15 protein-coding genes and 1 tRNA gene are annotated in these 15,620 nt (G+C 41.1%); 7 read left to right on the forward strand and 9 right to left on the reverse strand.

What is annotated here, in order from left to right:
• Positions 1–4 precede the first annotated feature (4 nt).
• The 3 genes from FRX45_RS11470 to FRX45_RS11480 are packed head-to-tail and all read right to left on the reverse strand — an operon-like array spanning position 5 to position 3,498.
• Positions 5–979, reverse strand: coding sequence for a UDP-glucuronic acid decarboxylase family protein (locus tag FRX45_RS11470; protein ID WP_152268561.1), 975 nt, complete (start codon positions 977–979; stop codon positions 5–7).
• Positions 980–990: 11 nt separating this feature from the next.
• The gene (locus FRX45_RS11475; protein ID WP_152268562.1) at positions 991–2,346 is read right to left on the reverse strand and encodes a UDP-glucose dehydrogenase family protein; all 1,356 of its coding nucleotides are present in this window, start codon (positions 2,344–2,346) and stop codon (positions 991–993) included.
• A gap of 24 nt (positions 2,347–2,370) precedes the next feature.
• The gene (locus FRX45_RS11480; RefSeq protein WP_152268563.1) at positions 2,371–3,498 is read right to left on the reverse strand and encodes a DegT/DnrJ/EryC1/StrS family aminotransferase; all 1,128 of its coding nucleotides are present in this window, start codon (positions 3,496–3,498) and stop codon (positions 2,371–2,373) included.
• Between the two features lie 97 nt (positions 3,499–3,595).
• Here FRX45_RS11480 and FRX45_RS11485 point away from each other — a divergent pair, with 97 nt between their 5' ends.
• The gene (locus tag FRX45_RS11485; protein ID WP_226805275.1) at positions 3,596–4,900 is read left to right on the forward strand and encodes a 3-deoxy-D-manno-octulosonic acid transferase; all 1,305 of its coding nucleotides are present in this window, start codon (positions 3,596–3,598) and stop codon (positions 4,898–4,900) included.
• On the opposite strand, the gene FRX45_RS11490 is transcribed toward FRX45_RS11485, so the two are convergent.
• Positions 4,873–5,589 carry a hypothetical protein gene (locus tag FRX45_RS11490; RefSeq protein WP_152268564.1) on the reverse strand — a complete coding sequence of 239 codons (717 nt, stop codon included), beginning with the start codon at positions 5,587–5,589 and terminating at the stop codon, positions 4,873–4,875. The two genes, FRX45_RS11485 and FRX45_RS11490, sit on opposite strands and share 28 nt — an antisense overlap.
• Positions 5,590–5,684: 95 nt before the next feature.
• On the opposite strand from FRX45_RS11490, the gene FRX45_RS11495 reads away from it, so the two are divergent.
• The 6 genes from FRX45_RS11495 (at position 5,685) to FRX45_RS11520 (ending at position 9,841) form a co-directional block, all read left to right on the forward strand.
• Positions 5,685–6,254 carry a thymidine kinase gene (locus tag FRX45_RS11495; RefSeq protein ID WP_152268565.1) on the forward strand — a complete coding sequence of 190 codons (570 nt, stop codon included), beginning with the start codon at positions 5,685–5,687 and terminating at the stop codon, positions 6,252–6,254.
• Positions 6,255–6,557: 303 nt separating this feature from the next.
• Positions 6,558–7,214 (forward strand): heme exporter protein CcmB, encoded by a 657-nt coding sequence (locus FRX45_RS11500; RefSeq protein ID WP_152268566.1) that lies wholly within the window; start codon positions 6,558–6,560, stop codon positions 7,212–7,214.
• Positions 7,215–7,272: 58 nt separating this feature from the next.
• A complete protein-coding gene (ccsA, locus tag FRX45_RS11505; protein WP_152268567.1) occupies positions 7,273–7,941 on the forward strand; it encodes a cytochrome c biogenesis protein CcsA in 669 nt (222 codons plus the stop codon).
• Positions 7,934–8,161 carry a CcmD family protein gene (locus FRX45_RS11510; RefSeq protein ID WP_152268568.1) on the forward strand — a complete coding sequence of 76 codons (228 nt, stop codon included), beginning with the start codon at positions 7,934–7,936 and terminating at the stop codon, positions 8,159–8,161. The genes ccsA and FRX45_RS11510 overlap by 8 nt, the downstream gene beginning before the upstream one ends.
• A 58-nt stretch (positions 8,162–8,219) precedes the next feature.
• Positions 8,220–9,638: a Glu/Leu/Phe/Val family dehydrogenase gene (locus FRX45_RS11515; RefSeq protein ID WP_152268569.1), complete on the forward strand. Its 1,419-nt coding sequence runs from the start codon at positions 8,220–8,222 to the stop codon at positions 9,636–9,638.
• A gap of 128 nt (positions 9,639–9,766) precedes the next feature.
• Positions 9,767–9,841 (forward strand) — tRNA-Val (locus FRX45_RS11520).
• 103 nt (positions 9,842–9,944) lie between these two features.
• Here the strand turns inward: FRX45_RS11520 and FRX45_RS11525 are convergent.
• The 5 genes from FRX45_RS11525 to lon all read right to left on the reverse strand — a co-directional run bounded on the left by FRX45_RS11525 (position 9,945) and on the right by lon (position 15,608).
• Positions 9,945–10,538 (reverse strand): hypothetical protein, encoded by a 594-nt coding sequence (locus FRX45_RS11525; protein WP_152268570.1) that lies wholly within the window; start codon positions 10,536–10,538, stop codon positions 9,945–9,947.
• Positions 10,539–10,948: 410 nt separating this feature from the next.
• The gene (locus FRX45_RS11530) at positions 10,949–11,239 is read right to left on the reverse strand and encodes a hypothetical protein (RefSeq protein ID WP_152268571.1); all 291 of its coding nucleotides are present in this window, start codon (positions 11,237–11,239) and stop codon (positions 10,949–10,951) included.
• Positions 11,240–11,311: 72 nt separating this feature from the next.
• Complete coding sequence (mtaB, locus tag FRX45_RS11535; RefSeq protein WP_152268572.1) at positions 11,312–12,595, reverse strand: tRNA (N(6)-L-threonylcarbamoyladenosine(37)-C(2))-methylthiotransferase MtaB; 1,284 nt, start codon at positions 12,593–12,595, stop codon at positions 11,312–11,314.
• 77 nt (positions 12,596–12,672) lie between these two features.
• Positions 12,673–13,080 carry a response regulator gene (locus tag FRX45_RS11540; RefSeq protein ID WP_152268573.1) on the reverse strand — a complete coding sequence of 136 codons (408 nt, stop codon included), beginning with the start codon at positions 13,078–13,080 and terminating at the stop codon, positions 12,673–12,675.
• 119 nt (positions 13,081–13,199) lie between these two features.
• The gene (gene lon / locus FRX45_RS11545) at positions 13,200–15,608 is read right to left on the reverse strand and encodes an endopeptidase La (RefSeq protein ID WP_152268574.1); all 2,409 of its coding nucleotides are present in this window, start codon (positions 15,606–15,608) and stop codon (positions 13,200–13,202) included.
• Positions 15,609–15,620: the final 12 nt, after the last annotated feature.

The following is a 15,620-nucleotide window of genomic DNA, read 5'->3' on the forward strand; positions in this document are numbered from 1 at the left end:
AAAGTTATTTTTTAAATTCCTTGGGTAGTTTATATAATTCCTCTTTAGGTAAAGATTTGAAATAATCATATGTAATTTTCAATCCTTCTGCACGACTTACCTTAGGCTCCCATTCCAATATTTTTTTGGCACGGCCTATATCAGGTTGTCGTTGCTTCGGGTCGTCTGTAGGTAACGGCTTATATACAATTTTCTGATGTGTTCCTGTAAGTTTAATTATTTCTTCAGCAAAATCCCTGAGAGTGATTTCATCGGGATTTCCAATATTTACGGGATGAATATAATCGCTGTACAGTAACCTGCAAATGCCTTCAATAAGGTCGTCTACATAACAGAAAGAGCGGGTTTGCGAGCCATCACCAAATACAGTAAGGTCTTCGCCACGGAGTGCCTGCCCAATGAATGCGGGCAAAGCTCTCCCATCGTTCAGGCGCATGCGCGGACCGTAGGTATTAAAAATGCGGACTATTCTTGTTTCAACTCCATGAAAAGTATGATAGGCCATGGTGATCGCTTCCTGGAAACGTTTGGCTTCATCGTACACTCCACGCGGTCCTACAGGATTTACATTTCCCCAATAATCTTCTGTTTGCGGATGCACCAAAGGATCGCCATATACTTCCGAAGTGGAAGCAACCAATATTCTTGCTCCTTTGGCTTTAGCTAATCCAAGACAATTATGCGTACCTAATGAACCGACTTTTAAAGTTTGAATAGGAATTTTAAGATAATCAATAGGACTTGCCGGCGATGCAAAATGAAGAATATAATCTATATGCCCGGGAACATGAATGAATTTTGAAATATCATGATGATAAAATTCAAATTGTTCCAATGCAAACAACGATTCGATGTTTTTAAGATCGCCTGTAATCAAATTATCCATGCCAATAACATGGTAACCTTCTTTAATAAACCTGTTGCAAAGATGAGACCCTAAAAATCCTGCTGCTCCTGTTACTAATACTCTTTTTTTCATTTCCTTTTTGTTTACTGAGAAATTACCGGCCGTCCTATGCTCTCATAATAAAACCCCAATTCACGAATAGCGTTAACATCAAATAAGTTTCTGCCATCAAAAATCACTTTGCGTTTCAGGTTGGATACAATTTTCAGAAAATCAGGTGTTCTGAACTCATTCCATTCTGTAGCAATCACCAATGCATCGGCATCTTTCAGGCAATCGTACTGGTTGGCGGCAAAAACGATTTTATCGCCTGCCACCTGTCGAACATTATTCATAGCCTCCGGATCATATGCCGCAATGGATACGCCTTCCTGCAATAAAGCATCAATAATTTCCAATGCCGGAGCTTCTCTTATATCATCTGTATTCGGCTTAAAGGCCAATCCCCACAATGCAATTTTCTTCCCCTTAAGATCATCATTAAAATACTTTTTTATTTTGGTTACCAAATGCAGCTTCTGTTTTTGGTTAACCTCCATTACCGCATTCAGTATTTTAAAGTCGTAGCTGATTTCTTCAGCGCTTTTTACCAAAGCCTGTACATCTTTTGGAAAACAACTTCCGCCATAGCCAATACCGGGAAACAAAAACCTTTTGCCTATCCTGTCATCGCTTCCAATGCCGCGCCGAACCATATCAACATCTGCACCCAGCTTCTCACACAACTGGGCTATTTCATTCATAAAAGATATTTTGGTAGCGAGAAAAGAATTAGCGGCATATTTGGTGAGTTCAGCCGAGCGCTTATCCATAAAAATAACCGGGTTTCCCTGGCGCACAAAGGGTGCATACAAGTCGGTCATTACCTTTTTCGCTTTTTCTGAAGATGTTCCTATTACTACCCTGTCGGGCTTCATAAAATCATCTACAGCTACCCCTTCACGCAAAAATTCAGGATTAGATACTACATCAAAAGCCCCTTTGTGACTGTCTTTTTCACCGTTGGAAATAGCAGCACCAGAACTTTCAATTATAGCCTGCTCCACTTTTTCAGCAGTTCCAACCGGAACCGTGCTTTTATCTACAATAACTTTGTATTGACCCGGTTTAAGAATTTTGCCCAGTTCTTTCGCAACACCCAGTATATATTTTAAATCGGCCGAGCCATCTTCTCCCGGAGGCGTTGGAAGCGCTAAAAAAACAACTTCGGCATCTTCAGTTCCTTCAGAAAGGCTGGTAGTAAAATGCAGCCGTCCTTCTTTCAGATTCCGGAGAAAAATTTTCTCAAGTCCCGGTTCATATATAGTAATCTCACCATTGCCTAATTTTTCCACTTTGGTTTTATCAATATCTATACAAGTAACTGTATTACCGGTCTCGGCAAAGCAGGTTCCTGTAACCAAACCTACATATCCTGTTCCTACTACAGCAATTTTCATTTATATCTATATTTATGTAATTAATTAATTAATGTACGATAGTACTTTTTGTGTAATAAAGGCAAGTTGTTCTTCATCTAATTCTGTATGTATGGGCAGGGAAATAACCCTTTCCGTCAGCCAGTCTGTTTGAGGCAACTGGTAAGCTGCTCCGCCAAATGCTTCAAACATCTTTTGCCGGTGCGCAGGTACAGGGTAATAAATCATGGAAGGGATATGATGCTCCGCAAGATATTTATTAAGCTCATCCCTGTTTACATCATTCAAGATCAATGTGTACTGATGAAATACATGGTTGGTATAAGATGCAGTAAAAGGAGTTGTGATTTTAGGCTGGTTCGCAAAAGCTTTATTATAGTAAGCGGCGGCCTTTTGCCTTGCAGCTATGTAATCATCGAGCTTTTTAAGTTTAATATTCAATATAGCAGCCTGTAAAGTATCCAGCCTCGAATTGCAACCTACAACCTCATGATAATATTTTACTTTTTGTCCATGATTGGCGATCATTTTTAACCGTTCAGCCAGTTCATCATTGTTGGTAAACATTGCACCTCCATCGCCGTAACAACCCAGGTTTTTAGAAGGAAAGAAAGAAGTACAGCCAATAGTGCCGATAGTGCCCGTTTTCTTTTTTATGCCATTGGTAAAAGTATAATCGCAGCCGATTGCCTGTGCATTGTCTTCAACCACATGCAGATTATATTTTTCAGCTATCCGCATAATCTCTTCCATATTGGCGGATTGGCCATACAAATGAACCGGCACTATAGCCCGGGTTTTGGGCGTAACGGCTTTTTCAACAGCCTCAGGGGATATACAAAAAGTTTGCGGGTCTACTTCAACAAAAACCGGTTTAAAGCGCAGCAATGCTATTACCTCGGTGGTAGCGATATAAGTAAAGGAAGGTGTAATAACTTCATCGCCAGGCTCAAGCCCAAGGGCCATTAATGCAATTTGAAGAGCATCTGTTCCATTGGCGCAGGGTATTACATGCTTTAATCCTGAATAACCGGCCAGGTGCCGGGCAAAATCCTGAACAGGTTTTCCATTAATAAAAGCACAACTATCAAGCACATTATGAATAGCTTCGTCTACATCTGGTTTGATATGTTCATACTGCTGCTTAAGATCTACCATTTGAATAGGCCGCATATATCTTTCTTTTTTGTAAATGGGTGCAAAAATAGTAAAATATGCATAGGATAAGCAATAGGTATTAGTTTTGTGCCATATTTTAATCATTATAAAAGTGATCACAAAATTTTACAATCTATTCATCAATATATATGGTTTTGCCATGAAAGTCGCTTCCCTGTGGAATCCCAAAGCGAAGCAATGGAAAGATGGCCGAAAGGGATTCTTCGAAAAACTGTCCAAAACACTGGAAAATTTACCCAATGGTAATCCCACCATATGGATGCATTGTGCTTCTTTGGGCGAATTTGAACAGGGAAGACCACTTTTAGAAAAAATAAAGGCACGGCATCCACAGGCAAAAATCATACTTACTTTTTTTTCTCCTTCGGGATATGAAATCAGGAAGGGTTACAAGGGTGTAAACCTGGTATGCTATCTGCCCTTAGATACAGCTTCAAATGCTGCAACATTTGTTAACTATATTAATCCTACCCTGGTACTGTGGGTGAAATATGAATTCTGGCTGCATTATTTGCAGGAGTTAAAAAGAAAAGACATACCTGTTTTGCTCATATCGGGTTTGTTACAAAATGAAAACGCTTTTTACAAATTATACCGCAAAAGACTGCTTGCCTGTTTTACTCATTTTTTCGTACAAACAGAAGCATCAGCTCAAAAATTGGCAGCAATAGGGTTTAGTGAAAATGTAACCGTATCGGGCGATACCCGTTTTGACAGGGTAATTGAAATTGCAGAGGCTTTCGAACATATACCTGCCGTGGCAAAATTTTGTTCGGGGCACAAAGTACTGGTTGCCGGCAGTACCTGGACGGAAGATGAAGAAGAATTGACACATTATGTAAGAGTGAACCCGGATATAAGATTTATTATAGCACCCCATGAGGTTGACGAAGAAAATATAAAAGACCTGCAAAAGGAATTTCCCCGATCCGTTCTTTTTTCAGCTTTGCAATCAAAACCTTTTCATAATGAGGCTGTTAAAGCTTTTGATGCGCTTGCAGGGTCTGCACAGCCTAATGAAGTGATCAATACACTGATCATAGATAATATAGGCATGCTTTCACGCTTATATAAGTATGCCGACATAACATATGTAGGCGGCGGATTTGGTGAGTCGGGACTTCATAATATACTGGAAGCTGCGGTATATGGCAAACCGGTTTTCTTTGGCCCCGTGTATCAAAAGCATTTTGAAGCTATTGAACTTGAAGATGCCGGTGGGGCAATTAGTATAGAAAACGCACTGGAATTAGAAGCCAGGCTGAAAGAGTTATGGGAAAATGAAAATTTGCTGAAAGAAAAAGGAGAGGCTGCAAAACAATATGTATATGCCAGCGCCGGCGCTACCGGTTATATAATGGACTATATTTATAAAAATCGTCTTCTTACCAACTGATCAAATTGCTTCACCGCAGGGTGTTCTTCATTCCATCCTAGTTTCAGTTTCAGTTCACGTAATATCCAGAACTCGGCTTCGGGATAAATGGTAAAATGGTTGATGGTCTTTAGCGATCTTTCATACATCGCTTCGTCTCCCCGAAAAAGCTCTGTAATAAAAATGAACCGGTCATTTACACCAATCGCTTTCTTAATATCCTTAAGTGGTTCTTCTTTTAATTTTTCACCCAGCTCTGTTTTCTGTTCATACAATCTCTCATTGAGTGAGGGTTCTCCTCTGCCCATTACTTCATTAAGCTCTTTTACCTGTGGCTGATGAGACAGCGTGGGCACCTCTTCCAGTACATTAAACGCCGGTGCTGCAACAGATCCCCTATTTCCGGATCCGTTTTTTGATGGCAGCGTTATTGCATCCTCATCTGAACTTATATTTATTTGATCGCTGGTTTCCGGTTTATCATTGCTTTTATCATTGCCCGTTTTACTTGCCAATTGTTCCGTATTGGCAACAGATATACCGCCCGGCATCATTACTGCAATTTTTTTACGTTCAGGAGCATGTTGCTGCTGTTTGAGCAGGAACAGTTCTGTTTGTAACATCTGCGCTACATGAATGATTTGATCCGGAGGAGCATTTTGCTGGTAAAGTTCCTGTAATTTGTTTATTAAAACGCCGATACGTTCCATTTGAATATGGTATTTTTGAGCGTCTGTTTAATTAAGAATATATTATACATTATTTTCGGTGAAGTTACAAACACCTTGCCATAAAATAATCACAAATGTTTACCGAACCGCACATCAAAGGAGAAAGAAGAGGATGGATAGAAGTGATATGCGGCTCAATGTTCAGCGGAAAAACAGAAGAATTGATCAGGAGATTAAAACGTGCAAAGATCGCGAACATGCGGGTTGAGATATTTAAACCTGCAATGGATAACCGGTATCATGAAAACGAAATCGTTTCCCACGATGAAAATTCTATTTTGTCAACACCGGTTGAAAACGCCGGAGCTATATTATCGCCTGCACGCAATGTGGATGTGGTTGGTATTGATGAAGCGCAGTTTTTTGATGATGAAATTTCAACGGTGTGCAATCAATTGGCCCTGCAGGGTATAAGAGTAATTGTTGCCGGGCTCGACATGGATTATTCGGGAAGGCCGTTTGGACAAATGCCCAATTTGCTTGCTGCTGCCGAATACATTACCAAGCTCCACGCCATATGTGTGCGGTGTGGCAACATTGCCAATTATTCGTATCGCAAAACAGCGCATGAGGCACAGGTAGTGATAGGTGAAAGGGATATATATGAACCCAGGTGCAGGTATTGTTATAATTTGGAAGAATGATGCGGGATTTCTGATTTCTGATTTTTGATTTTCTGATTTAGGGTGATAGCAAAAAGTGAATTTTCCATATCTTAGGATATCACGATCTTACGGTCTTACAGTCTTACAGTCTTGCGGTCTTACTTTCACCTCAGATACTGCAACCTGCAACCTTATGGTGAGAAGTGAAACGTGAGAAGTGAGAGGATAAATCTTTCACTTTTCCCGTCTATCGTTTCCCCGTCTCCCGTCTCTCTCCCTGCAACCTGAAACCTCTAACAATCCCACCCCTCCACATACCTCTCCATCCCCTAACTTTGCTGCATGTACAAACACGTCATAACACTTTTAAAAAAAGACCTGCTACTGGAACTCAGGCAGCAATATACTTTTTACGGCGTTTTGCTGTATGTGGCTTCATCCATATTTGTATTATACCTGGCCATACAACAACCCGAAAGCGATGTGTGGAACGGGTTATTCTGGATCATCCAGTTGTTTATCTGCGTAAATGCGGTAGCCAAAAGCTTTTTACAGGAAACCAGGGGAAGGATGCTGTACTTTTATGCCATTGCAGGACCGCAGCACTTTATTCTTGCCAAGTTGTTGTACAATACCTTTATTATGTTGCTGATGAGTTTGATCAGCCTCGTGCTTTTTCGTGCGCTCCTGGGTAACCCGTTGATAAACTTCTGGCAATTTACCGGCATAGTATGTATTGGATCCGTAAGCCTGAGCCTTGTATTTACCATGCTGGCTGCTATTGCTGCAAAAGCACAGCAACAGGCTTCTTTAATGGCAATCATGGGCTTTCCGATCATCATTCCGCAATTGCTGTTGCTGATGCGAATTTCCAAAGCCGGCTTGGGAGAAGCCTTCCAGGCGGGAGCTTTAGCCGATATGGTTTGGCTGCTTTGCGGATTAGACTTACTGGTTATGATAATGGCAATTATCCTTTTTCCATTTTTATGGAAAGATTAAACGCATTGTTCATTCGCTAAATTGATGTAGGTTTGCGGCATTAAATAATAGAAAAAGGATGAAGAAATCCTGGTGGAAGATACTTTGCATCGTTTTATTGATTTACGTATTGCTTGGCGGTCTTTTGATGGAAGTACCCCGAAAAGCCATTTTGAATGAAACCATACGGAATATTTATTTTCATGTACCCATGTGGTTTGGGATGATGACGTTGTGCGGCTGCTCTGTATACCATTCTATCCGTTTTTTGCGAAACCCCGATTTATTAAGCGACATCAAAGCAACCTCGTATGCCTCAACTGGTATGCTGTATGGTATACTCGGTATTATAACAGGTGCCATATGGGCCAATTATACCTGGGGTAAGCCCTGGAGCAACGATATCAAACAAATTGGCGCAGCGATAGCTTTATTGATATATGCAGCTTATTTTGTATTAAGAAATTCCATTACAGATATAGACAAACGGGCAAGAGTAGGCGCAGTATACAATATATTCGCTTTCGCCATGCTGCTGCCTGCATTGTGGATCATTCCCCGTATGATGGAATCATTGCACCCCGGTGGCATGGGAAACCCCGGTGCTGACCCCAGAGACATGGACACGCGTATGCGGATGATATTCTGGCCGGCTGCGGTACCGGGCTTTATACTTTTGGGTATCTGGATCAGCACCATCATCATCCGGTTTCGTAAAATAGAAGATAAAAACCTTTTACATGTTTAATTCATCTGTAAAAAAACCCCTCTTCGCGGTACTATTGTTTGTTGCAGCACAATCTGTTTATGCCCAGGAAAAAGTGGAAATGGCGGATGGATTGCGCAGCAATGGTAAGATTTACGTAGTAGTGGCCGTGCTTGCGGTCATTTTCATTGGATTGCTCCTTTTTCTGATAAACATTGACAGGAAAGTAAGCCGGCTGGAAAAAGAAAATCAAAAACAATAATTTTCTCAGCTTCGGGTTATTATTGCATTCACGATTGGAACCTTAAAAACATTGCTATATGTCTACCCACCAGGAGTATAGTTTCTTCGATGCTGTTTTAGCAAGTTTCGACAAAGCCGCAAAATTCACCGCATGGGATCCCGGAATATTAGAACAGATCAAACAATGCAATTCGGTATACCGGATGCACTTCCCCGTTAAAATAGGCGATAAAATTGAGGTAATAAAAGCTTACCGGGTACAACATTCTCACCATAAAACGCCCTGCAAAGGAGGCATACGGTTCGCCACTACGGTAAACCTTGATGAAGTAATGGCCCTGGCCGCATTAATGACCTATAAATGCGCCATTGTAAATGTTCCCTTTGGAGGCGCCAAAGGCGGTATTAATATTGATCCCAAAAAATACACGCCCTATGAACTGGAAAAAATTACCCGCCGCTATACACACGAACTGATCAAAAAGAATTTTATTGGCCCGGGAACCGATGTTCCTGCACCGGATTACGGAACGGGTGAAAGAGAAATGTCGTGGATATTGGATACATACACCAGCATGAAACCCGGCGAAATTGATGCACTGGGCTGCGTAACAGGAAAACCCGTTACCCAGGGGGGCGTACGCGGAAGACGAGAAGCAACCGGTTTGGGTGTTTTTTACGGCATAAGAGAAATATGTTCTATGCCGGATATGATGGAGAAAGCCGGATTATCTAAAGGTATTAAGGGGAAAAGGGTGATTGTTCAGGGGCTGGGCAATGTGGGCTACCATGCTGCTAAATTTTTCCGGGAAGGAGGCGCTACTGTTATTGCACTGGCAGAACTTGAAGGCGCCATTTTTAACCCCGGAGGATTAAATGAAGAGGAAGTATTTCAGCACCGGAAAAAAGAAGGCACCATTCTTAATTTTCCGGGTGCAACCAATATTCTCCATTCGCCGGATGTGCTGGAACTGGATTGTGATATTTTAATACCGGCTGCACTGGAAAATGTAATTAACGGCGAAAATGCACCCCGTATTAAAGCCAAAATTATAGGGGAAGCTGCCAACGGACCACTCACCCCGGAGGCAGATGAAATTTTTATAAAGAAAGGAATATTGGTTGTGCCCGATATGTACCTCAATGCTGGCGGTGTAACCGTAAGTTATTTTGAATGGCTTAAAAATCTAAGCCATGTAAGATATGGGAGGATGGAAAAGCGTTTTACCGAAAACCAGAACAGTATTATACTCACCCAGATAGAGGACTTAACCGGCAAAGAAGTGAAGGCAAAAGAAAGAGAAATTATTATGCATGGGCCGGATGAAGCAGACCTGGTATATAGCGGCCTGGAAGAAACCATGATTGGCGCTACCAGGGAAATCACAGAGGTTTGGAAAAGCAATCCCGATATTCCAGATATGCGCACCGCAGCCTATGTGGTAGCGATAAACAAAGTAGGTACCAGCTATGCGGAGCTGGGGATATTTCCATAGAATTAAGCGTGCGAATGTTTTTATTTTTTACTGTAGTGAAAATGGAAAAAAATTTTGTCAAAACAATTGATCTCTTATCTTTGCACTCCCTTTACAAAAAGGGATAAAAGAAAGCTCTAAAAAATATTGGGAGCATAGCTCAGCTGGTTCAGAGCATCTGCCTTACAAGCAGAGGGTCCGCGGTTCGAACCCGTGTGCTCCCACATGGTAAAAGGTTTTGATTGTTTAATCAAAACCTTTTTTGTTATATAGTATTTACTATCCGTTATACGAGGATACTACGCAGCGTTTACTAAAGAAAAATAATTAAGCAGGTTCTGTATAAGCTATCCGTATGCCTCTCAATAATCTTTCTTCAGTAGCGGTTTTCATGGTTGGCCCAATTTCTATATGGTACATGTATTTATCCAATATTTTTCCTCCGGCATCAAAGTGATTTATTACTTTTTGAAGGAAATTGTCCGGAACAGAAGTTCCGGGAGAGCAGGCTTCATATGTTACTTCAATCTCACCGGAGGGAGCATGATGATCAATATGATGCTTTAGAATCCATACGGTAATATCTTCGGAAGTATTATTTTTATAATATATTGTAACACTTTTCATAACTGATCCCACCCGCAATAAAATCGGCGCAATCAACATGCCATTGGCTGAGTATCTTCCGTCCTGGTAATTATCCGTATATCCTCCGTTACCTGGCGGAAAGAAAAAAGAGGCGTCAATGTACAGCACTTTGTTTTTACTAATAACAGATACAATGCCCGGTTTCTTTAACGCTTTTTCCTTGACTGAAGAACCTGATTTTTTCAGAGGGCCTATGCTTTTAGTAATTTTTTTTTTAGCAACGCCCCCTTTTTTGTTAACCTTTTTCCCGGTTGAACTTTTTTTTACTGCCATGTTTATTGGTTTTTATGATTTAAAATAAGAAAATACAAAACCTTATATTAGTGGTCAATACCATTTTAAGGTGATATTATATTAGTCAATGCCACCAGTGCTACAAATACGTTAACACCAACTATTGTTACCCCTTGCAAGGAATCTTTCATTCCTGTTCGCTATATTCCTCATTGGTATTTTTACATTGTTATCGGAGCCAGGTTTTGCATTACCATCGCTGTGATATTGCTCATCTATATTATGACATTTTTTTAACCCGTAAATTCAATTGGAGCAAGAATATTGGTGACATATAACACTGGAACGCTCTTGCGATTAGTCTGAAGATATGTTGTATGTTGCGAATATTAAGCGGGCAGAGGAATTTATAGTATCTGTTCGCCACCTTAATTTTAAACCTTCTCCTCCTAATTCAACTGTACCGCCGGCAACCTGTGCAATTGCCCGTCAATTACATTCAATTCTTCAATCTCAAATTCCCAGTATTTGTATAAGGGAGAGCCTGAAAGCTGCTTTTTAACCTCCCTTTTATTTTTAGCCGACATGGTGATCCATATCTTTTGCGATTGAAGGGTAACCACATACTGGTCAATCACCGACTTTTCAATGAGCGTATTAACGTATGCGCGGTGTTCGGGAATAAGGGCCATGAATTCATCATTCATGTGAAACTTTATAGAAACCTGGAATTTTTTCATTGTTTTAATCCTCCTCACCTCACCTTTAATGTCTGGAGCAATTATAACACAAAAACTGTTAAGAGATAGCCATTATATCGTCCACTCCGCAATGCTGTTTACCATTTCTTCCCTGTAAGGCACGGCAACTTTTATATAATTGTCCGTATACCCTTCCATCATACCATTTTTATGGCGGCCTTCAAATAATACTTTGCGGGTTTGCCCGGCATGCTGCCCCGTAAAATATTGCATTTTCATATACGACAAATTACGCAGCGTTTTATTGCGCTCGTGCCTGGTATGTACCGGAACAACGGGCTTAATAGAAAGCGCAGCCGTATTGTCTCTTTCGGAGTAGGTAAAAACATGGAGATAGGAAATATCCAGCCCGTGCAAAAAATTGAATGTGCTGTTAAAATCCTCTTCCGTTTCACCCGGAAAACCTACAATTACATCCGCTCCAATACAGCAATGCGGCATTAATGATTTGATGGCGGCCACCCGGTCTGCATACAATTCGCGTTTATACCTGCGGCGCATCAATCCTAATATGCGGTTGCTTCCGCTTTGCAGGGGAATATGAAAATGCGGCATAAATTTTTTACTGCCCGCCACAAAGGATATAATATCATTGGTAAGCAGGTTAGGCTCTATAGACGAGATGCGATACCGTTCTATTCCTTCTACCTGGTCCAGTTGTTGTATAAGCTGAAAGAAATCCTCGTTTCTTTTTATACCGGAATTACTTGCTGTTTCATTTATTCCAAAATCGCCCAAATTAACCCCGGTTAATACAATTTCCTTTACTCCTTTACCCGCAAGTTCCTTTGCATTGGCAACCACATTGGCAATGGTATCGCTCCTGCTTTTGCCCCTTGCCATGGGTATGGTGCAAAAAGAGCAATTATAGCTACAGCCATCCTGCACTTTTAAAAAAGTGCGGGTACGGTCGTTTACCGAAAAGGAACTGTTGAATCCTGATATTTCTTCAATATCGCAACTGGATATTTTTGCGGAATCGCCTTTGGATAATTCTTTAAGATGAGCGGCTATATTAAATTTTTCTGCGGCGCCCAGTACCAGGTCCACACCCTTTATTCCTGCAATTTCCTTAGGTTTTAACTGTGCGTAACATCCTGTGATAACCACCAGGCTTTGCGGTGATTTGCGCTGGATCCGGCGCACCAACTGGCGGCATTCCTTATCGGCGTTATCAGTAACAGAGCAGGTGTTGATTACATATACATCGGCAATATCCTCAAATGGCTTTTTCTGAAATCCTTCATGCTCCAGCATGCGTGAAAGTGTAGATGTTTCAGCGAAATTAAGCTTGCAGCCCAGGGTATGGAAAGCTACTGTTTTTGAAATATCCATAAGTGGGCAAAGATACTTGAAATGCAGAAAACGAAAGAGGGACATTCCGGGCTATGGCCCTGTTCAATGAAGTATTGTTATTGGTTATTCCCCGGCTTTAGTCCTTTGCCTACAAAAATATTTCCTTTGTATACTTCATCAATTGCTTCTATAAGATCTTCTGCAACGGAATATTTAAACACATAACCCCTCGCCCCGGCGTCCATCATCTTTTTTATATAAACCGGTGAAGTATGAAAAGAAACACAAATCACTTTAACCTCAGGATGATCAAGAGATAGTTTTTGCGTGGCTTCAATGCCCGAAACGGGCTTCATATTGATATCTATCAGCACAATATCCGGCTGTAATTCCTTTACTTTTTTTATAGTTTCTTCCCCATTGGTACATGTTCCTACCACATTGATGTTTTCATGACTTTGAAGAAAGAGCGACCAGGCATTTCTGATTTCGGGATGGTCATCGGCAATCACAACTTTAATCATGTCTGGTGTATTTAGGGTAACTATTACACAATAGTCGTATAAATACGTAGAAAAGTTCCCATCAGACAAAAAAAATATAGAAATTTCTTTTTTTTATTATCAAAGATCAATGATCTGCCCTAAACCAAACTCAGATCCAGTACCTGCTGCATGTTCTTAACATAGTGAAATTTCATGCCTTTAATAAAATCTGAATTGATTTCCTGTACATCTTTTTCGTTTTGCCAGCACATTACCACCTCTTTCATGCCTGCACGTTTGGCGGCAAGTATCTTTTCCTTTATACCGCCAACGGGCAATACCTGACCACGGAGGGTAATTTCACCGGTCATTGCCAGGTAAGGTTTTACTTTGCGCCCGGTAAGCGCCGAAGCTATGGCTGTCATCATGGTAATGCCGGCGCTGGGTCCGTCTTTCGGCACCGCTCCTTCAGGAACGTGTATATGAATGTTCTTTTTTTGAAACGACTCAGGATCTATACCATATTTACGGGCGTTGGACTGAAGGTAGGTTAATGCCGTTGTGGCGCTTTCTTTCATCACATTACCCAGGTTGCCCGTTAGTTTCAGTTCGCCCTTACCATCGCTTTGAGTGGTTTCAATGAATAGTATATCGCCTCCAACATATGTCCAGGCCAATCCAACCGCTACTCCGGCCATATTGGCTATCTTATATAGATCGTTGCTATACCTTGCCCTGCCCAATATTCTTTCTACATCTTTTGCAGTAAGACTGGGTTTTAGCTTTCCCTTTATAGCATATTCTTTTGCTAAGGAACGCATAATGGAAGCCAACTGCCTGTCTAACTCCCGCACCCCGCTTTCCCTGGTATAATCTTCAACTATTTTTTCCAAAACACTATCGCCCACCTTTATATTTAAGTTCTTTAACCCATGTAGCTCTTTTTGCTTGGGAAGAAGATGCCGTTTGGCGATCTGTACTTTTTCTTCAACCGCATATCCGTTAAGGTCAATAATTTCGAGCCTGTCTCTCAATGCCGGCTGAATATGCTGAATATCGTTGGCGGTTGCGATAAACAACACCTTACTTAAATCATATTCGAGTTCAAGGTAATTGTCGTAAAAAGTATGGTTTTGCTCGGGATCCAATACTTCAAGTAATGCAGAAGATGGATCACCACGGAAGTCACTTCCCACTTTATCTACCTCATCTAAAATAATTACCGGATTACAGGACTTTGCTTTTCGTATAGACTGAAGGATACGCCCGGGCATTGCGCCGATATAGGTTTTACGATGTCCCCTGATCTCACTTTCATCGTGCAAACCACCCAGGCTAAGCCTTACATATTTCCGGTTCAGGGCCGCCGCAATACTTCTTCCCAAAGATGTTTTACCAATGCCCGGAGGGCCTACAAAACAAAGGATGGGACTTTTCATGTCGCCTTTTAATTTTAACACTGCCAGGTATTCCAGCAGGCGCTCCTTTATCTTATTCATTCCATAATGATCCCGGTCAAGTATTTTTTTGGCTTTCCCAAGATCATAAGAATCTACTGTTCCCTCATTCCAGGGCAGTTCCAGCATCAGGTCAAGATGATTATATACGACAGAATAGTCCGGCGTGGAAACATGCATGCGTTCCAGCTTTTCTATCCCTTTCTTAAAGGCTTCTTTTGCAGCATCCGGCCATTTTTTAGCGTCCGCTTTTTTCTGCATTTCCCTTATCTCTCTTTCATTAACATCCCCACCCAGTTCTTCCTTTATGCTTTTTAATTGTTGCTGCAGAAAATATTCCTTTTGCTGTTTGTCTAATTCTGTTTTGGTACGGTTGGTTAACTGGTTTTTTAATTCCGCAAACTGCAGTTCCCGGTTAAGCAGGTGCATTAATTTTTCGGCCCTCACTTTTATATCATTCATTTCGAGCAGGTCCTGCTTTTCTTTTAAATCGCTGCTGATATTGCTACTAACAAAATGGATAAGGAAGGAAGGGTTTTCGATATTCTTTAAAATAACCGAAGCCTCAGAAGGCATATTGGGTGAAAGGAGGATGATTTGCGCCGCAAGGTCTTTTATGGAGCTTACCGTTGCCGCAAAATGCTGGTCATCGTCAATATTAACTTTATCTTCTTCCAGCAAATGTATAGCAGCCTTAAAATATGGGTCTTCAGCTATAATCTTCTCTATAGCAAACCTTTTACGTCCTTGGATGATGATGGTTGTTCCTCCGTCGGGCATTTTTATGAGCTTGATTATTTTTGCTACCGTACCCGTATTTTCAAGGTCATTTACAGTTGGGTCTTCTACCGTACTGTCTTTTTGTGCTACAACGCCTACCAGTTTGTCAGTCCTGTATACATCATTTACAGCTTTTATAGACCGGTCTCTACCAACGGTTATAGGTAAAACCACTCCCGGAAATAAAACAGTATTGCGCAGGGGCAACAAAGGCAATTCGGATGGAATGCTGATCTCATCTGTATTTTCAGCTTCATCTTCATTCAAAGGGATGATGGGCATAAACTCCATTTCATCTTCAGGACGCAAAAAAATATCGCTTCTTTTCATAATCTTCCATTC

The organism is Agriterribacter humi, assembly GCF_009192765.1.
Lineage (GTDB): Bacteria > Bacteroidota > Bacteroidia > Chitinophagales > Chitinophagaceae > Agriterribacter > Agriterribacter humi.